At 67.7% G+C, this 16,630-nt stretch carries 19 protein-coding genes; 9 read left to right on the top strand and 10 right to left on the bottom strand.

Annotation, left to right across the window (positions count from 1 at the left end):
- The first annotated feature begins 57 nt into the window (after positions 1-57).
- Positions 58-981, top strand: coding sequence for a DMT family transporter (locus ACQ4LY_RS05845; RefSeq protein ID WP_431075076.1), 924 nt, complete (start codon positions 58-60; stop codon positions 979-981).
- Between the two features lie 4 nt (positions 982-985).
- Here the strand turns inward: ACQ4LY_RS05845 and ACQ4LY_RS05840 are convergent, their stop codons facing one another.
- Positions 986-1,387: a (R)-mandelonitrile lyase gene (locus tag ACQ4LY_RS05840; protein WP_431075075.1), complete on the bottom strand. Its 402-nt coding sequence runs from the start codon at positions 1,385-1,387 to the stop codon at positions 986-988.
- A gap of 41 nt (positions 1,388-1,428) precedes the next feature.
- A complete protein-coding gene (locus ACQ4LY_RS05835; protein ID WP_431075074.1) occupies positions 1,429-2,448 on the bottom strand; it encodes a zinc-dependent alcohol dehydrogenase family protein in 1,020 nt (339 codons plus the stop codon).
- A gap of 116 nt (positions 2,449-2,564) precedes the next feature.
- On the opposite strand from ACQ4LY_RS05835, the gene ACQ4LY_RS05830 reads away from it, so the two are divergent.
- A complete protein-coding gene (locus ACQ4LY_RS05830) occupies positions 2,565-3,224 on the top strand; it encodes a GTP cyclohydrolase II (RefSeq protein WP_056311161.1) in 660 nt (219 codons plus the stop codon).
- A gap of 14 nt (positions 3,225-3,238) precedes the next feature.
- Positions 3,239-3,697: a MarR family winged helix-turn-helix transcriptional regulator gene (locus ACQ4LY_RS05825; protein ID WP_431075073.1), complete on the top strand. Its 459-nt coding sequence runs from the start codon at positions 3,239-3,241 to the stop codon at positions 3,695-3,697.
- Between the two features lie 5 nt (positions 3,698-3,702).
- On the opposite strand, the gene ACQ4LY_RS05820 is transcribed toward ACQ4LY_RS05825, so the two are convergent.
- Positions 3,703-4,581, bottom strand: coding sequence for an aldo/keto reductase (locus ACQ4LY_RS05820; protein ID WP_056312095.1), 879 nt, complete (start codon positions 4,579-4,581; stop codon positions 3,703-3,705).
- A gap of 86 nt (positions 4,582-4,667) precedes the next feature.
- Between ACQ4LY_RS05820 and ACQ4LY_RS05815 the strand changes: the two genes are divergently transcribed.
- Positions 4,668-5,567: a helix-turn-helix transcriptional regulator gene (locus ACQ4LY_RS05815; RefSeq protein ID WP_431075072.1), complete on the top strand. Its 900-nt coding sequence runs from the start codon at positions 4,668-4,670 to the stop codon at positions 5,565-5,567.
- A gap of 9 nt (positions 5,568-5,576) precedes the next feature.
- On the opposite strand, the gene ACQ4LY_RS05810 is transcribed toward ACQ4LY_RS05815, so the two are convergent.
- Together ACQ4LY_RS05810 and ACQ4LY_RS05805 are read right to left on the bottom strand one after the other, a co-directional pair.
- Positions 5,577-6,362 (bottom strand): thioesterase family protein, encoded by a 786-nt coding sequence (locus tag ACQ4LY_RS05810; RefSeq protein ID WP_431075071.1) that lies wholly within the window; start codon positions 6,360-6,362, stop codon positions 5,577-5,579.
- A gap of 20 nt (positions 6,363-6,382) precedes the next feature.
- Positions 6,383-6,997 carry a LysE family translocator gene (locus ACQ4LY_RS05805; RefSeq protein ID WP_431075070.1) on the bottom strand — a complete coding sequence of 205 codons (615 nt, stop codon included), beginning with the start codon at positions 6,995-6,997 and terminating at the stop codon, positions 6,383-6,385.
- Positions 6,998-7,109: 112 nt separating this feature from the next.
- Between ACQ4LY_RS05805 and ACQ4LY_RS05800 the strand changes: the two genes are divergently transcribed.
- Positions 7,110-7,565: an Lrp/AsnC family transcriptional regulator gene (locus ACQ4LY_RS05800; protein WP_056311153.1), complete on the top strand. Its 456-nt coding sequence runs from the start codon at positions 7,110-7,112 to the stop codon at positions 7,563-7,565.
- Between the two features lie 111 nt (positions 7,566-7,676).
- Positions 7,677-8,048 (top strand): helix-turn-helix domain-containing protein, encoded by a 372-nt coding sequence (locus tag ACQ4LY_RS05795; protein WP_431075069.1) that lies wholly within the window; start codon positions 7,677-7,679, stop codon positions 8,046-8,048.
- 115 nt (positions 8,049-8,163) lie between these two features.
- On the opposite strand, the gene ACQ4LY_RS05790 is transcribed toward ACQ4LY_RS05795, so the two are convergent.
- From ACQ4LY_RS05790 to ACQ4LY_RS05780, 3 genes are all read right to left on the bottom strand, one after another.
- Positions 8,164-8,757 carry a ClpP family protease gene (locus ACQ4LY_RS05790; protein ID WP_431075068.1) on the bottom strand — a complete coding sequence of 198 codons (594 nt, stop codon included), beginning with the start codon at positions 8,755-8,757 and terminating at the stop codon, positions 8,164-8,166.
- A complete protein-coding gene (locus tag ACQ4LY_RS05785; RefSeq protein WP_431075067.1) occupies positions 8,754-9,368 on the bottom strand; it encodes a ClpP family protease in 615 nt (204 codons plus the stop codon). The genes ACQ4LY_RS05790 and ACQ4LY_RS05785 overlap by 4 nt, the downstream gene beginning before the upstream one ends.
- A 119-nt stretch (positions 9,369-9,487) precedes the next feature.
- Complete coding sequence (locus ACQ4LY_RS05780; RefSeq protein ID WP_431075066.1) at positions 9,488-10,468, bottom strand: Abi family protein; 981 nt, start codon at positions 10,466-10,468, stop codon at positions 9,488-9,490.
- A 239-nt stretch (positions 10,469-10,707) separates the two neighbouring features.
- Between ACQ4LY_RS05780 and ACQ4LY_RS05775 the strand changes: the two genes are divergently transcribed.
- Both ACQ4LY_RS05775 and ACQ4LY_RS05770 read left to right on the top strand, forming a co-directional pair.
- Positions 10,708-11,175, top strand: coding sequence for an acyl-CoA thioesterase (locus ACQ4LY_RS05775; RefSeq protein WP_431075065.1), 468 nt, complete (start codon positions 10,708-10,710; stop codon positions 11,173-11,175).
- Positions 11,176-11,238: 63 nt separating this feature from the next.
- A complete protein-coding gene (locus tag ACQ4LY_RS05770) occupies positions 11,239-12,903 on the top strand; it encodes an AMP-binding protein (protein WP_431075064.1) in 1,665 nt (554 codons plus the stop codon).
- A gap of 57 nt (positions 12,904-12,960) precedes the next feature.
- Here the strand turns inward: ACQ4LY_RS05770 and ACQ4LY_RS05765 are convergent, their stop codons facing one another.
- Both ACQ4LY_RS05765 and ACQ4LY_RS05760 read right to left on the bottom strand, forming a co-directional pair.
- Complete coding sequence (locus ACQ4LY_RS05765) at positions 12,961-13,353, bottom strand: hypothetical protein (RefSeq protein ID WP_431075063.1); 393 nt, start codon at positions 13,351-13,353, stop codon at positions 12,961-12,963.
- A gap of 120 nt (positions 13,354-13,473) precedes the next feature.
- Complete coding sequence (locus ACQ4LY_RS05760) at positions 13,474-14,946, bottom strand: MATE family efflux transporter (RefSeq protein WP_431075061.1); 1,473 nt, start codon at positions 14,944-14,946, stop codon at positions 13,474-13,476.
- A 147-nt stretch (positions 14,947-15,093) separates the two neighbouring features.
- Between ACQ4LY_RS05760 and cycA the strand changes: the two genes are divergently transcribed.
- Complete coding sequence (cycA, locus tag ACQ4LY_RS05755) at positions 15,094-16,554, top strand: D-serine/D-alanine/glycine transporter (RefSeq protein WP_431075060.1); 1,461 nt, start codon at positions 15,094-15,096, stop codon at positions 16,552-16,554.
- Positions 16,555-16,630: the final 76 nt, after the last annotated feature.

The following is a 16,630-nucleotide window of genomic DNA, read 5'->3' as shown; positions in this document are numbered from 1 at the left end:
ATTCGAAGCGGATGCGGCGGCGCTAGGCTCGATCCGGCCGCGTCGAGAAAGGACCGCATGTCCACTCGACTCCGCTGGATGAGCCTGCGTCGGCAGGAGATCGCCCTCATCGCCGTGACGGCGGTCTGGGGCGGCACCTTCCTGCTCGTGCATTGGGCGATGCAGCACTCGGGACCCTGGTTCTTCGTCGGCATCCGGTTCCTGGTCGCGGGTCTGATCAGCGTCGTCATCTTCCGGCGTGTGCTGCGAGGCATCCGCTGGCCCGACATCGGCGCCGGCGTCGCGATCGGCGTGATGATCTACCTGGGCTACGGTCTGCAGACCGTGGGGCTGCAGACGATCGACTCGAGCACGTCGGCCTTCATCACGGCGATGTACATCCCGCTCGTGCCGCTCGCCCAGTGGGCGGTGTTCCGCAAGCGCCCGCCTGCCATGGCCTTCGTGGGTGCGGGACTCGCCTTCCTCGGGCTGATGCTCATCGCCGGCCCCGACGCCTTCGCCCTGACGCTCGGGTCGGGCGAGATCCTCACCATGATCAGTACCCTGCCGATCGCGGCCGAGATCATCCTGATCAGCGTGTTCGCCGGCAGGATCGACCTCGGGCGGATCACGATCATCCAGCTCCTCACCGCCGGAGTGCTCGGCATCCTGACGATGCCGGTCGTCGGGGAGGGACTGCCCGAGTTCTCGTGGATTTGGGTCGGCTGCGCGATCGGGCTCGGGGCGGCGAGCTGCATCATCCAGCTCACGATGAACTGGGCGCAGAAGTCCGTCTCGCCGACCCGCGCCACGATCATCTACGCGGGCGAGCCGGTGTGGGCGGCCGCGATCGGCCGCATCGCCGGCGAGCGCCTGCCCGTGACGGCGCTGATCGGCGGCGGACTCGTCGTGCTCGGCATCCTGGCCAGTGAGCTCAGACTCGTGCGCCGCCGCGACAAGGCACCGACACCGGCACCGGCACCGGAACCGGAACCGGAGTAGCGATTCAGCGCCGGCGGTAGTCCTCGTCGGTCACGTGCTCGAGCCACGTCGTGGTCTCGCTCGGATCGTCGGCGCCCTCGAGCAGTGCGAGGTGCTGCATGAAGCAGTCCTCGGCGGCGCCGTGCCAGTGCTCCTCCCCGGAAGGCGTGTAGATCGTGTCGCCGGGCCGTGCCTCGACGACGGTGCCGTCACGTGTGCCGCACAGGGCGGTGCCCTCGGTGACGCGCAGGTACTGGCCGCGCGCGTGCGAGTGCCATGCCGTGCGGGCTCCGGGTGCGAACCGGACGAGCCCTCCCGACATCCGCTGGTCGGCATCGTGCGGCGCGATGATCGGGTCGAGCCAGACGTCGCCCGTGAACCACTCTGGCGGGTTCTTCACGGTCGGGATGCGCTCTTCGATGTGCATGTCGTCTCTCCTGTCTCGGGATCGGGCCGTCGCCGGCCGGCTCAGACGGTGAGCAGGACCTTGGTGGCGCGACGCTCGTCCATGGCGCGGTAGCCTTCGGCGGCGTCCTCGAGCGGAAGCGTGAGGTCGAACACCTTGCCGGGGTCGATCTTGCGGTCCCAGATGAGCTGGATCAGCTCGGGGAGGAAGCGGCGCACCGGAGCCGGGCCGCCGTGCAGGTGCACGCCCGAGAAGAAGAGTTCCTCACCGGGCAGCGCGACGTCGTGCGAGACGCCGACGTATCCGACGTGACCGCCGGGGCGGGTCGCGCGGATGGCCTGCATCATCGCCTCCTGAGTGCCGACCGCCTCGATCACCGAGTGGGCGCCGAGTCCGTTCGTGAGCTCCTTGATGCGAGCCACGCCCTCGTCTCCGCGTTCCTCCACGATGTCGGTCGCGCCGAACTCGCGCGCCAGCGCCTGGCGGTCGGCGTGACGGCTCATCGCGATGATCCGCTCGGCGCCGAGTTCACGCGCGGCGAGGATGCCGAGCAGACCCACTGCTCCGTCTCCGACCACGGCGACGGTCTTGCCCGGGCCGACCTCTGCGGCGACGGCGGCGAACCAGCCGGTGCCCAGCACATCGGATGCCGCGAGCAGCGACGGGATCAGATCGGATTCAGGCTGCCCCGGCGTGGCGACGAGCGTGCCGTCTGCGTGCGGGATCAGCGAGTACTCGGCCTGGGTTCCGAAGGCTCCCATCGGCACGACGTGAACGCAGCGGGACTGGTATCCGGCCTGGCAGATCTCACAGGTGTTGTCCGAGGCCATGAAAGACCCGACGACGAAGTCGCCGACCTTCACGGTCTTCACATCGGCGCCGATCTCCTCGACGATGCCGACATACTCGTGACCCATCGGGTCGTGGTCGACCTCGTTCGCGCCCCGGTAGGGCCACAGGTCGGATCCGCAGATGCAGGTCGCGGCGATCCGGATCACGGCATCGGTCGGACGAGTGATGGTCGGCTTCTCGCGTTCCTCGACGCGAACGTCGCCGGGTGCGTACATGACTACTCCACGCATGAGTGGTGCTCCTTCGGTCTTGTGTTCCCAGTCAACTCCCGATCGCGCGCCCGCGGGAGGCTCTGATAAGACACCCCTTGTGGGAATAGACGCGCGCACATCGCGTTTCACCCCACATGATTGAAACTTCAACCGTCGTTCCGGTCGCCACCGAGCGCACGCGCGTGCGCGTGCCGATGCGCTTCGCCGACGGGTTCTCCACCGCAGCGGATGTCGTGACGTTCGACGGCCTGGTCGACGGCCGTGAGCACCTGCTGCTCGGCCTCGGCGACTGGAGGGCTGCACTCGACCGCGCAGCCGACGGCGGGGATGCGCCTCTCGTGCGCCCGCACAGCGAATGCCTGACCGGCGATGTCTTCGGATCCGAGCGCTGCGACTGCGGTCCGCAGCTGCGGGAAGCCGTTGAGCGCATCGCCGAGGAAGGCGGATTCCTGCTCTACCTGCGCCAGGAGGGTCGCGGCATCGGCCTGTACGCCAAGCTCGACGCCTACGCGCTGCAGGACGCAGGGCTCGACACCTACGAGGCGAACGTCGCTCTCGGCCGTGGCGAGGACGAGCGCGACTACACGGTCGCGGCGCAGATGCTGCACACGGTGGGCGCCGACAGCATCCGCCTGCTGAGCAACAACCCCGACAAGGCGGCGCAGCTCGAGTCCCTCGGCATCCGCGTCACCGAGCAGGTCCGCACCGGCGTGCACCTGTCGGACGCAAACCACCGCTACCTCGAGGCAAAGCGCGACCACACCTCGCACACGCTCGATCTGTCTGCCGCGTGATGAACGCGCAGGTGGTGAACGACCGACGGCTCGACGACACCGAGATGCAGACGTGGCTGCCGACGATCCGGTTCGTGCAGCTGCTGCCTCAGGTGCTCGACCGTGCGCTGAAAGCCGAGACCGGCCTGAAGCACTCGCACTACGCGATCCTCGTGACGCTGGCAGGTCAGGATGACCGTGCGATCCCGATGACCGAGCTCGCGCAGATCGCCGGGCTCAGCCGCTCGAGGCTCAGTCACGCCATCGATTCGCTCGAAGAACGCGGCTGGGTGGTGCGCACATCGTGCAGCAGTGACAAGCGCACTCTGACTGCGGCGCTGACGGATGCCGGTCGCGAGCTGCTGCGGGGAGCCGCCCCCGTGCACGTGGCACAGATCCGTGAACTGATCCTCGATCCCCTCACCGAAGCCGAGCGGGAGCAGCTCGGCGCGATCGCGGCCAAGCTGCTCCCGGGTGTGACTGCGGCCCTCTAGCCAGCTCAGGCTTCCGGGATCTCCCGACCGAAGGTCTCGAGCGTGACGTCCTCGGGCTCGGGGCCGCGGCGCACACCGGTGTCGAGCGCATCGATCGCGCCGAGCTGATCAGCGGTGAGCTCGAAGTCGAACACGTCGAAGTTCTCGGCGATGCGGGCAGGGCGCACCGACTTCGGCAGCGCTGATCGACCCTGCTGCAGATGCCAGCGCAGCATCACCTGAGCGGGCGACTTGCCGTGCTCGGCGGCGATGGCCGTGAGGGTCTCGTCATCGAACACGGATGCCCCGTTGGGGCGGTACGCCGTGATGCCGCCGATGGGCGACCAGGCCTGCGTGACGGTGCCGGCCGCGGCATCCGCCTGCTGCACCTCACGCTGCTGGAAGTAGGGGTGCACCTCGATCTGGTTGATCGCCGGGACGATGCTCGTCTCGGCCGCCAGCTTCTCGAGGTGCTCCACCATGAAGTTGCTGACGCCGATGGCACGCACCCGGCCGTCGGCGAGCAGGGTCTCGAGTGCCTTGTAGGCGCCGAGCGTGAGGTCGAAGCGGGTGGGCAGAGCCTGGTGCAGGATCAGCAGGTCGAGCTGGTCGACGCCGAGCTTGCCGGTCGACTTCTCGAACGCATGCAGCGTCTCGTCGTAGCCGAAGTCGCTGATCCAGACCTTGGTCTCGATGAAGATCTCGTCGCGCGCGATGCCGGTGCGACGGATCGCCTCGCCCACCTCGCGCTCGTTGCCGTACGCAGCGGCGGTGTCGATCAGGCGGTAACCCGTCTCGAGGGCTGTGCTGACGGCATCCACGGTCTCGTCCGGAGCGGCCTGGAAGACTCCGAAGCCGAGGGCGGGCATCTCGATGCCGTTGTTGAGAGTCAGTTGCGTTGTCATCTCCTCAGTCTGCGCGCGGTCTCGCAGACGAGGGAGAGTCCACCAGTACCTCCCTCCATTGCGCGAGGGGGCGTACCGTCGAGGACATGGACACCCGCAACGAGGTGCGCGAATTCCTCTCGTCGAGGCGCGACCGCATCACCCCCGATCAGGCGGGCCTGCCCGCATACGGCGGGAATCGGCGCGTACCGGGGCTCCGCCGCGAAGAGGTGTCGCTGCTCGCCGGCGTCAGCGTCGACTACTACACCCGCCTCGAACGGGGCGATCTGTCGGGCGTCTCCGACAGCGTGCTCGACGCGCTCGCCCGTGCCCTGCAGCTCGACGAGGCCGAGACCGCGCACCTGTTCGACCTCGCCCGCACGGCCAACGCGTCACCGGTCGCCCGCAAGCCGCGCAAGAAGGTCGAAACGCTGCGCCCCAGCATCCTGCGCCTGCTCGACGCGATGACGGAGGCCCCCGCGATCGTGCGCAACAACTACTTCGACTACCTCGCGGCGAATGCACTGGGCCGCGCGCTCTACGCGCCGCTCTTCACGACCCCGGTGCCGAACAGCGCCCGCTTCGCCTTCCTCGACCCGGCGGCGCAGGAGTTCTACCCCGAATGGGAGCGCAACACCCAAGAGCTCGTGGCCGCGATGCGCGGCGAAGCCGGACGCAACCCGTTCGACCGCAAGCTCACCGATCTCGTGGGCGAGCTGTCGACCCGCAGCGAGCGGTTCCGCACCCTGTGGGCGGCGCACAACGTGCGTTTCCATCGCAGCGGCGTCAAGAAGATCAACCACCCCGTCGTCGGCGAGATGGAACTCACCTACGAGGCGTTCGAGCTGCCGGCCGATCCCGGCCTGCAGATGTCGACGTACACGGCGGAACCGGGGTCTGCATCGGAGGAGAAGCTGCGGATGCTCGCCAGCTGGGCGGCGACGGATGCTGCGGCATCCACGCCTTCCACCACCGGCTCCGCGGTGTCGGATCGCGCCGAAGCCTGACACCCGCGCTCAGCCCCGCGCCGCGACCGGCCGCACGGTCAGGCTCTGCACCGAGACGCCGAACGGCCCTGCCGCGTCGTTCAGCACGGAGTGCGTGACGCCGACCCCGTTCGCGCCGAAGGTCACCGTCGTGTCGAGTCCGATCCACCCTTCGTCCGGCTCTCGGAACAGGTGGGCGGTGAGGTCGACGTTCGGGAAGAACGCCGCGCCGACCGGCACGCGCGGAGTCATGCCGTTGGCGAGATCCACGACTCCGAGGGCACGCGCCGTCGGGCTGATCGTCTCGCCCGTGAGCAGCGGGTGATGAGGGCGCACCCACGCCGATGCCCTGCCCGGCGACTCCTCGCGGTGACGGAAGTCCCCCGAGCGCACGAACGCACCCGGCCATACCGCGCCCGCCTGCCACTCGGCGTGCGAGTCGAGCGGGGGCATGACGGCAAGGGCGCCTCCCGCGATCGTTGACGTGTCGGCGGTCTGCATCAGCCAGGCCCGAAGGATCACGGCCGGGCGGCCGTCGTGGCTCAGCGTCGCCTCGACGAGTTCGATCGTGCGCCCTGGACGCACGACGCGCACGTCGACCTCGACCACGTCGATCGGCAGCACCCCGAGGATGTCGTACGACACGCGGGCGAGCACGAGTGCGTCGTCCCGGCGAACGTCGCGATCGATCTCGACGAGGTGCGCGAGGAGTCCGATCGTGGGAGCGATGTGCTGCTCCGACGTGTTCCACGCGCCCTGCACCTCCCCGGTGGCTCGGAAGGCACGGTCGGAAAGGCGCTCGAAGTATGCGGTCACCATCGGATCGTAGAACGTCGTCATCGCGCCAGCTGTCCGACGAGCAGCACCGCACCGATCCCGATCATCGCGATGCCCGACACGATGCTCACGATGCGCGCCGCGGTCGGACGCGCCCGCAGAACCGACCCCGCCCCGAAGCCGACGGCGAAGTACACCGCGGCGCAGCCGACCAGATGCACGGCTCCGAGGATCACGATCTGCACCGCGAGCGGCCAGGTCGAGTCCGCGGCCGTGAACTGGGGAAGGATCGCGAGGAACAGCAGGGTCACCTTCGGGTTCAGTCCGCTGATGCCGAACCCCTTCAGCATCCACCTGCCGGGTGAAGCCTCGACGAGTTCGGCGCCTTCGCGGATCACTGCGGGCGCACGCAGGGTGCCGATGCCGAGCCAGACCAGGTAGAGCGCCCCGGCGACGGTCAGCACCGTGAGGGCGAGCGGATATCGAGCGACGAGCGCTCCGACCCCGGCGGCGACGATGACCACAGCGAGCACATGGCCGGACAGCATCCCCAGCACCGCAGGTGCCGCTCGGCGGCGCAGGCCGGCCGAGATCGCGAATGCCCAATCGGCGCCTGGGGTGATGACGAAGAGCATCGAGACGCCCCAGAAGGCGGTGATCGCGGTGAGTGCCATGGCTGTTCTCTTTCGTCTTTGCTGCGCTGCGGAGGCAACTCTAGGAAGGAAACGACGAAAGGTGTTTGCGTTGTTTGCACCACAGCTGACATTCTGCGCAAGAATCTTGAGCATGGACGCGATCGACCGGAAGATCCTTGCTGAACTGCAGCGTGACGGGCGCCTGAGCATCACCGAGCTCGCCGAGCGGGTGCAGCTGAGCGTGTCTCCCTGTCACCGCCGACTGCGCGAGCTGGAGCGCTCGGGAGTGATCACCGGCTACCACGCGACCCTGTCTCCCCAGGCCCTCGGCCTGGGGTTCGAGACCCTCGTCTTCGTCACGATGAAAGAGGCGAACCGCGACTCGATCATCCCGTTCGAAGAGGCCGTCACCCGCATCCCGAACATCACGCTCGCGCACCGGCTTTTCGGCGACCCCGACTACCTGCTGCGCGTCGTCGCCGCCGACCTCGAGCACTTCCAACGCCTGTACGACGAGCAGCTCACCGCTCTCCCCGGCGTGCAGCGCGTCAGCTCGACGCTCGTGATGCGCAAGGTCGTCGACGACGGCGCTCTGCCGCTCGGCTGACGAGCTCGGCTGATCTCGACTGACGAGCTCGACCGAGACGGGGCGAATCGGGTCTTTCTGCTCTGAGCAGAACGACTCGAATCCCTCGCTGACGGCGGATTATCGTGAGGCATGGCCGACCTCGTCCCGTTCTCCCGCGCACCTCGTCCTGCCCGCCCTCGCCCGGCCCGCCCTCGCCCCGGTGAGCCAGAACCCCTGTGGCGGCAGATGGTCGGCGACCAGCTGCGGCGGCGACGACATGACCGAGACGAGACCCTGACCGAGACGGCTGCGAACGCGGGAGTCTCGCCCCAGTACCTCTCCGAGGTCGAACGAGGGCTCAAAGAGCCGTCGAGCGAGATGATCGCCGCGATCGCCGGGGCCCTCGACACCTCGCTGATCGAGCTGACGAGCGCCGTGGCCGCCGAGCTCCGTCAGGCGACGGCGGCTCCGGCATCCGCTGCGGTGTCCGTCACCCGCGGGGCCTTCGCCCTCGCCGCCTGAGGGCTCGTCTCGTCTGCCCGTCTCGCCCTCACCCCCTCACCCTCTCCCCCCTGGCGTGGTCAAAAACGCACCGAATCCGGCGGTCCGGGATGCGTTTTCGACCACGCACCGCGAGTCAGACGGCCCGCTCGCCCAGCACGGTGTCGATCAGTCCGTACTCCAGGGCGGCGGATGCCGTGAAGACGCGGTCCCGGTCGGTGTCGGCGCGCAACTCGCTCAGCGACCGTCCGCTGTGTCTGGCGAGTATCGACTCCATGTCCGAGCGCACACGCACGACCTCGTCGGCCGCGAGGATCAGATCGGGAATCGCACCGCGTGACTGCCCCGCGGGCTGATGCAGCACGATGCGGGCATGGGCGAGTGCGGCTCGCTGTCCCGGCGTTCCGGCGGCGACGAGCAGCGCAGCGGGTCCGATCGCCTGCCCGACGCAGGTCGTCGCGACGGCGGGACGGATGTGCTGCATCGTGTCGTAGATCGCGAGCGCCGCCCCCGGGTCACCGCCTTCGCTGTTGATGTAGAACTGGATGCCGGAATCCTGACTGTCGGCATCCAGATGCAGCAGCTGGGCGATGAGGGCATTCGCGACCCCCGCATCGATCCCCGTGCCGAGATAGATGACCCGCTCCGCGAGCAGGTGCGAGTAGACGTCCATGACCCGGTCACCTCGCGGATGCTGCGCGATGACGTTCGGGATCGTGTAGCCGCTCATGCGCTCGCCCCCAGACCGACGCGGGCCCGGCGACGCGGCATGAGGCCGCCGAGAGAAGCGACGATCTCGTCGATGAATCCGTAGTCCTTCGCCTGCGTCGCCGTGTACCAGCGGTCGTGCAGGGAGTCCTCGAAGATCCGCTCTCTGGGCTGCCCCGTGTCGTCGGCGATCAGCCCGAGCACCGTGTCGCGCATGTGCCGCAGATCGTCGGCCTGCGTCTCTATCTCGCCCGCCGACCCGCCGATGCCCGCAGACCCCTGGTGCATCAGGATGCGCGCATGCGGCAGCGCGCGGCGCTTGCCCTTCGTGCCGGCGGACAGCAGGAACTGTCCGGCGCTGCAGGCGAGCCCGAGCGCGAGGGTCGACACGTCGTTCGGCACCATCGTCATCAGGTCGCGGATCGCGAGCATCGACGGAACCGAACCGCCGGGCGAGTGGATCCACAGCGCGATGTCGGTGGTCGGATCCTCGGCCGAGAGGGTCAGCAGCTGCGTCATCAGCAGCGTGCCGTTGTCATCGTCGAGGGCGCCGTCGAGCACCAGGACGCGTTCGTGGAACAGCGCTCGTCGGGCTTCGGGCCCGAACTGCGGGAGGGGGTTGTCTTCGCTCATGGCCCCAGCATCCGCCGCCTCGCTCCAGCGCGGGCGGGTATCCGCTCCAAGCAGATCAGCCGAGGGCGGATCAGCCCACGGCAGATCGACGCGGAGTCCCCGCTCATCCGGACCTGTGCTCAGTCACCGAACGGATCTGTCGACCAGAGGTCCTGTCGATCCCAGGTCTCGGGGAATCCCATACTGTCGATGCCGAGAAACGGCACGTGAGGGAATCCGTCGACAATCTCGCGCAGGCGGCGTACCCACTCCGGGTAGCCGGAGATGCTGCGGAGCAAGTAGGCCATGATGGCGAGAGCGTTGTATAGGCCGAAGTCCTGCTTGGGCGCTGACTCATCGCGAAGGTGAGCGAGCAAGGGAATCGTCGTACCCCTGGGGCGGGTCGGCGCGTCGACGAGCTTTCTGTTGAAAAGACGCGCCTGGTGGGCCGCGACGTTGCGTACATAGTTCGTGCTGGCGATCCAGCTGGTCAGCGTCTTCTTGCTGGGAACGGCGTAATGACTGGCGATCTGGGTGGCGACATCGTTCTGGAGACCGCGGTACAGCTTGGCGAGGTGCCCGAGCTCGAGAATCTCGGTGAGGGCCCAGATGGGCATCTGATCGTCGTACTTCTTTCGAAAGTGGCCGACAAAAGCTTCCTTCGAGCTGGCACGGCGTTCGTCGACCCGTGCGATCCATTCTGCATGCTTGCTCGTGGACTTAGCCGTCTCCTCATCGTCATACAGTTCGAGGAAGGAAGGAGTGAAGTTGCGCTGTTCGAGGTGTGCGAACGCCGACCGTTCTCCCAGGATGTGACCCACTTGGGTGCGTAGAGAAACCTCGATGCGTTCGACCGCCTCGAGGACGTGCAAGCGAAGATCTCGATCGAAGGCGATGAGATCGGCTGCATGTTCGAGGCGCGTCCCTGGGCGGTAGTCGCTGAGGATGCGCATGCTTCGGCGTCCGTCCTCGTTGATGACGGGTTCAGACTGACGCGCCGGGTAGAGGTAGCCGGTGAGTCGGTAATAACCAACCTCTTCGAGGAGCTGAGCGGCTGCCGAGGTGTCCTCGACGACGAGTCCTCTGCCCTGCAGCTGAGCGATCTGTTGCTCGATCGACATCCACTGCTTCGTATACGCGACCACATGTCCCCTAAAAGAAAATCAGCCCGAGCCGTGAGGCGAGCGGGCTGATCGTGATGTGTTTAGTTTAGCAGGTCTAGATCCTGTGCCACTAGCGGCGGGAGAGCCTGCACCGCGGCGGGCACCGAACGCATTGGCAATGTCCGGGTTACCCACGGCAGATCGAGGCGGAATCCTCGCGTAACACCCCCGACTCACGAGCCTCCTACCCTCGGAACATGGCGAAGCAGAAGACACCCGAGTGGCAGTGGTCCGAGGACGGCATCAACTTCCGCACCCGCAAGTGGGTGCGCCCCGAAGACCTCAACGCGAACGGCTCGCTGTTCGGCGGGAGCCTGCTGAAGTGGATCGACGAGGAGGCGGCGATCTACGCGATCGTGCAGCTGGGCAACTACCGTGCGGTGACGAAACACATCTCGGAGATCAACTTCGAGGCGTCCGCGGTGCAGGGAGATCTGATCGAGATCGGCCTGCAGGCCACGCACTTCGGCACCACGTCTCTGACCATGCGCGCCGTCGCCCGCAACATGATCACCCGCAAGCGCATCCTCACGATCGAGAAGATCGTGTTCGTGAGCCTGGATGACGACGGCACGCCCACCCCGCACGGGTACAGCGAGATCACCTACAACCGCGATCGGATGCCGACCGAGCGCCTGGCCACGGGGACCATCCGCCTGCCGTAGGTCGGCACGGCGGCCGCGCTCGGTGCGAGGATGGATGTCGTCCGTCGAGCAAGGGAGCCCCGAATGAGCCGCAGCGCCACCGCAGCCACGACCGCGATCCGCGAGATGCGCGACTTCCTCTTCGCGAACGCCACCGACTACGCCGCGGCGCGTGCCGGATTCTCCTGGCCGACACCCACCGAGTTCAACTTCGCCCTCGAGTGGTTCGACGTCGTGGCGGGTGAGACTCCGGATCGCCCGGCCGTGCAGATCGTCTCGGCCGACCTCAACCTCGAGTCGTGGACGTACGGCGACCTCTCCGCACGCTCAGACCAGGTCGCCGCGTGGCTGACCGGCCTCGGCATCCGTCGGGGCGACCACGTCATCGTGATGCTCGGCAACACGATCGAACTGTGGGAGGTGATGCTCGCGATCACCAAGATCGGCGCGGTGTCGATCCCGACCTCGACGCTGCTCTCGGCATCCGACCTCGCCTACCGGGTCGAGCACGGCCGCGCCCGCGCGATCGTGACCCTGGGAGGCCTGGCCGAGCGCATCGCCGACGTCGACGCCGAGGTGCTGCGCATCGGGGTGGGCGACGGCATCCCCTCGGAGTGGACGCGCTTCGACGCCTCGTCCGACGCGCCGACGACGTTCACACCGGATGCCGCGACACCCGCCGACGACACGGCTCTGCTCTATTTCACGAGCGGCACCACCAACCGCCCGAAGCTCGTGCAGCACACCCACGTCTCGTACCCGATCGGACATCTGTCGACCATGTGGTGGCTGGGCGTGCGCCCAGACGACGTGCACCTCAACATCTCGTCGCCGGGCTGGGCGAAGCACGCCTGGTCGAGCTTCTACTCGCCTTTTCTCGCCGAGGCGACCGTGTTCGTCTACAACTACGACCGCTTCGACGCGAACACCCTCATGCAGGTCATGGACACGCACCACGTCTCGACGTTCTGCGCGCCGCCCACCGTGTGGCGGATGCTGATCCAGGCCGACCTGGCGCGCCTCACCCACCCGCCGCGCGAGCTCGTCGGCGCCGGCGAACCGCTGAACCCCGAGGTCATCGACCGCGTGCGCGAGGCCTGGGGCGGAACGATCCGCGACGGGTTCGGGCAGACCGAGATGACCGCCTGCGTGGGCAACTCACCCGGTCAGGTCGTGAAAGTCGGATCGATGGGTCGCCCGCTGCCCGGCTACCCGGTCGTGCTGCTCGACCCGGCCACCGGGGAGCTCGCCGACGCCGAGGGCGAGATCGCGCTCGATCTCGCGCACCCGCCCGCAGGTCTCATGGCCGGGTACTACGACGACCCCGAGAAGACGGCCGAGTCCCGCGTCGGCGGCTACCACCACACCGGCGACATCGCCCAGCGGGATGCCGACGGCTACCTCACCTACATCGGGCGGGCCGACGACGTCTTCAAGGCCTCCGACTACAAGATCTCACCGTTCGAACTCGAGTCCGTGCTGCTCGAGCACGAGCTCGTGATCGAGGCCGCGGTGATTCCCAGCCCCGATCCGACACGACTGGCCGTGCCGAAGGCTTACGTGTGCCTGCGGGCTGATGCCGTGGATGCCGAGGCGGACGCCGCGCGATCGATCTTCGCGTACGCCCACGACCGCCTCTCCTCGCACCTGTGGGTGCGCATCATCGAGTTCGTGCCGGAGCTGCCCAAGACGATCTCGGGCAAGATCCGACGCGTCGAGCTGCGCGCGCGCGCGAGGCCGAGCGCGTGACCTCGGGTGACGAGGCCGGGCAGCACCGCGACCGCGACTACCGCTGAGCTTGCGAGCTCAGCCGGCGAGTGCGGGCTGCGAGCCGGTGCTCGTCGCCGTCGTCGTGCGTGACGCGGGCTGCGGCTCCGGCGCATCGGCGAGAGTCTCTGCCCGTGCCGTGCGGGCGGTCTGACGCGCGGGTTCCCCGGCGTTCACGATCGCTCGCACCACGGCGCCGATCACGAGCATCGCGGCGAGCACGACGCCGGAGACGAGCAGCGGCGTCCACTGGCTCGCGAAAGATGCCGTGGAGCTGAGCATCGCGCTCGGGATCCACAGACCCACCGCTCCGCCGGCGAGCCCCGCCGCGCCGCGCATGATCGCGACTCCTGCGACGATCGCGCACAGAGCCGCGATCACGGCTCCCACCACTCCGATCGGCACCAGTATCGATGCCAGTTCGTTTGCCACTCTTGATGACGTCATCACGACCCCCCGGTCAAACGGAATCTCCGCACTACCAACACTACGAAGTGTCGGCATATCGGGCATCCATCTCAAGGATGATGTTCCGCAACTGTGACGCGTCGTTCAGCGGCGCTTCAACCTCGCGAAACGCGACGTCCTGATCACACGCACCGGCTGGGTGACGACCGCGTCGACGACCATCGAGCCGTCGGTCGGTCCGATGATCGCCATCGTCGACGTCTCGGTCGACTCGACGGGGTCCACCGGCATGCGCCCGAGGTCGCGGTGCGCGCGCACGTATGCGGGAACCAGCAGGGCGATCGCGCCGAGCCAGGCCAGCGGGTTGCTGAGCGCCACCCCCTCGAAGCCGATCATCGCACCGAGCACGAGAGCCGCCCCCACGCGCATCACGAGCTCGACCACCCCGGTGACCGTGGGGATCAGCGTGTGGCCGAGCCCCTGCAGCGCGCCGCGCAGCACGAACAGCACGCCGAGCGCCCAGTATCCGCATCCGTTGATGATCAGCATGAGATGCGCGAGCCTGACGACCTCGTCGGACCCCTCGCCGACGAAGAGGCGCACCATGGGCGTCCCGAACGCGATGATCAGCGCTCCGAGCGCGAGACCGGCGGCGATCGCCATCCAGGTGCCCTCGATCACTCCGCGACGGATGCGGTCGGGTCGACGCCCGCCGAGGTTCTGCGCCGCGTACATCGACGACGCCAGACCCAGCGACGAGAGGAAGGCCACGGCGAGACCGTCGACCCGCGACGCCGTCGTGTAGGCGGCGACCGCCTCGGAGCCGAGGGTGTTGAGCGCGACCTGCACCACGAGCGTCCCGATCGCGATGATCGACGCCTGAAAGCCCATCGGCAGACCGAGGCGCAGGTGCTCCCGGAAGTCGTCGCGGGTGACCCGCCAGTCGGCACGGCGCAGGTGCAGCATCGGCAGGCGGCGGCGCACGAACTCGAGGCACAGCGCGACCGAGACGGCCTGGGCGACGACTGTCGCGAGCGCCGCTCCGCCCACGCCCCACTCGAGCGGGCCGACCATGAGGACGACGAGACCGACGTTGAGCGCGCACGACACCGTGAGGAAGATCAGGGGCGTGCGCGAGTCTCCGATCGCCCGGATGATCGCCGACAGGTAGTTGAAGAACATCGTCGCGCTTGCGCCGATGAAGCTGATCTGCGTGAAGATCGTCGCCTCGGGCATGAGTTCGGTCGGCGTCTGCAGCAGGGCGAGCACGGGCGCCGCGATCAGCGGGGCGACGATCGTGAGCACGACGCTCGTGATGCCGGTCAGGATCACGCCGGTCGCGACGGATCGTCGCACGGCCGCACCGTCGCCCGCGCCGAACGCCTGGGCGATCGGGATCGCGAAGCCGCTGGTCAGGCCCCAGGCGAAGCCGATCAGCAGGAAGAGCAGGCTGCCGGTGGCGCCGACGGCCGCGAGCGACTCGACGCCGAGATGACGGCCGACGACGACGGCGTCGGCGAACTGGTACATCTGCTGCACGACGTTGCCGAGCAGCAGGGGGATCGAGAACGAGAGGATGACACGCCACGGGCGGCCCGTGGTGAGAGAGGTGGCCATGAAGGAAGCGGCTCGCAGAACTGGGGGATGATCGGGGGGTCGAACCAGGATATCGAATCGATTCGGTCTACTGCCATCCCCGATCGGCAAGTACGGTCGGAAAGATGCCGCAGCGGGTCGCGGCACGGAACACCGGAGGTTCGAGCGATGACGACACAGGACACGGAAGGAACCGTCAGGGTGGACGGAGCCGCCGACACAGAAGAGCAGCACCTGAAACGGGCTCTCAGCAACCGGCACATCCAGCTGCTCGCGATCGGCGGGGCGATCGGCACCGGCCTCTTCATGGGCAGCGGCAAGACGATCTCGGTCGCCGGCCCTTCGGTGATCTTCGTCTATATGATCATCGGCTTCATGCTCTTCTTCGTCATGCGGGCGATGGGCGAGCTGCTGCTGTCCAACCTCAAGTACAAGTCCTTCAGCGACTTCGCAAGCGACCTGCTCGGCCCATGGGCCGGGTTCTTCACCGGATGGACGTATTGGTTCTGCTGGGTCGTCACCGGCGTCGCCGATGTGATCGCGATCGCCGGATACACGGATGCGCTGTTCCCCGGCATCCCGTTGTGGATCCCCGGAGTGCTCGTCATCGTCATCCTGCTCGCACTGAACCTGCCCACCGTCGCCGCGTTCGGCGAGATGGAGTTCTGGTTCGCGCTGATCAAGATCGTCGCGATCGTCGCGCTCATCATCACCGGACTCGTGATGATCTTCACCGGTTTCCAGCACGACGCCGGCACCGCCAGCTTCAGCAACCTGTGGGATCACGGCGGCATGTTCCCCCACGGCTTCATGGGCTTCGTGGCGGGATTCCAGATCGCGGTGTTCGCGTTCGTCGGTGTCGAGCTCGTCGGCACTGCGGCAGCCGAGACCAAGGACCCCGAGAAGAACCTGCCCAAGGCGATCAACGCGATCCCGATCCGCATCCTGCTGTTCTACGTGGGCGCGCTCGTGATCCTGATGGCCGTCACCCCGTGGACCGAGTACGTCGCCGGCGAGAGCCCCTTCATCGCGATGTTCGCCCTCGCGGGCCTCGGCATCGCCGCGACAGTCGTGAACCTCGTCGTGCTCACCTCGGCGATGTCGAGCGCCAACTCCGGCATCTACTCGACCTCGCGCATGGTGTTCGGGCTCGCGAAGGACGGCGATGCCCCGCGCCTCTTCGGCCGCCTGTCGAAGCGCCGCGTGCCGCAGAATGCGCTGTTCCTGTCGTGCATCCTGCTGCTCTCGGGCGTCGTGCTGCTCTACGCGGGCAAGGACATCGGCACGGCGTTCGACATGGTCACGACGGTGTCCGCCGTGTGCTTCATGTTCGTCTGGACGATCTTCCTCTGCAGCTATCTCGTCTACCGGCGCCGGCGCCCCGAGAAGGTCGCGGCATCCAGGTTCCGGATGCCGGGCGGCATCTTCATGGTCTACGTGGTGCTCGCGTTCTTCGTGTTCATCCTCTGGGCGCTCACGACCCAGCCCGACACGCTGACCGCGCTGCTGGTGACGCCGATCTGGTTCGTGCTGCTGCTCGTCGCCTGGCTGTTCGTGCGCAAGTCGCAGAACCACCTGACGCGCCACGCGGCGCACATCGCGTACCTGCGCGACGACTCCGCGGAGTAGTCGCGCGCGCAGCGGCCGATGACTGAGGGAGGTTCCGGCAGGGCCTCCCTCAGCGCCGCGAGCGGGCGTAGCGTCG

Source organism: Microbacterium phyllosphaerae (genome assembly GCF_050628115.1).
Taxonomy (GTDB): Bacteria; Actinomycetota; Actinomycetes; order Actinomycetales; family Microbacteriaceae; genus Microbacterium; species Microbacterium phyllosphaerae_A.
The sequence above is the reverse complement of the archived record's forward strand: the minus strand, read 5'-3'. Positions and strand labels throughout refer to the sequence as shown.

Coding starts and splice junctions, on each gene's coding strand:
- ACQ4LY_RS05770 (WP_431075064.1), top strand. CDS start 11,239: ATGAGCCGCAGCGCCACCGCAGCCACGACCGCGATCCGCGAGATGCGC.
- ACQ4LY_RS05845 (WP_431075076.1), top strand. CDS start 58: ATGTCCACTCGACTCCGCTGGATGAGCCTGCGTCGGCAGGAGATCGCC.
- ACQ4LY_RS05760 (WP_431075061.1), bottom strand. CDS start 14,946: ATGGCCACCTCTCTCACCACGGGCCGCCCGTGGCGTGTCATCCTCTCG.
- ACQ4LY_RS05780 (WP_431075066.1), bottom strand. CDS start 10,468: ATGTCGATCGAGCAACAGATCGCTCAGCTGCAGGGCAGAGGACTCGTC.
- ACQ4LY_RS05820 (WP_056312095.1), bottom strand. CDS start 4,581: ATGACAACGCAACTGACTCTCAACAACGGCATCGAGATGCCCGCCCTC.
- ACQ4LY_RS05795 (WP_431075069.1), top strand. CDS start 7,677: ATGGCCGACCTCGTCCCGTTCTCCCGCGCACCTCGTCCTGCCCGCCCT.
- ACQ4LY_RS05815 (WP_431075072.1), top strand. CDS start 4,668: ATGGACACCCGCAACGAGGTGCGCGAATTCCTCTCGTCGAGGCGCGAC.
- ACQ4LY_RS05775 (WP_431075065.1), top strand. CDS start 10,708: ATGGCGAAGCAGAAGACACCCGAGTGGCAGTGGTCCGAGGACGGCATC.
- ACQ4LY_RS05800 (WP_056311153.1), top strand. CDS start 7,110: ATGGACGCGATCGACCGGAAGATCCTTGCTGAACTGCAGCGTGACGGG.
- cycA (WP_431075060.1), top strand. CDS start 15,094: ATGACGACACAGGACACGGAAGGAACCGTCAGGGTGGACGGAGCCGCC.
- ACQ4LY_RS05840 (WP_431075075.1), bottom strand. CDS start 1,387: ATGCACATCGAAGAGCGCATCCCGACCGTGAAGAACCCGCCAGAGTGG.
- ACQ4LY_RS05835 (WP_431075074.1), bottom strand. CDS start 2,448: ATGCGTGGAGTAGTCATGTACGCACCCGGCGACGTTCGCGTCGAGGAA.
- ACQ4LY_RS05805 (WP_431075070.1), bottom strand. CDS start 6,997: ATGGCACTCACCGCGATCACCGCCTTCTGGGGCGTCTCGATGCTCTTC.
- ACQ4LY_RS05790 (WP_431075068.1), bottom strand. CDS start 8,757: ATGAGCGGCTACACGATCCCGAACGTCATCGCGCAGCATCCGCGAGGT.
- ACQ4LY_RS05785 (WP_431075067.1), bottom strand. CDS start 9,368: ATGAGCGAAGACAACCCCCTCCCGCAGTTCGGGCCCGAAGCCCGACGA.
- ACQ4LY_RS05830 (WP_056311161.1), top strand. CDS start 2,565: ATGATTGAAACTTCAACCGTCGTTCCGGTCGCCACCGAGCGCACGCGC.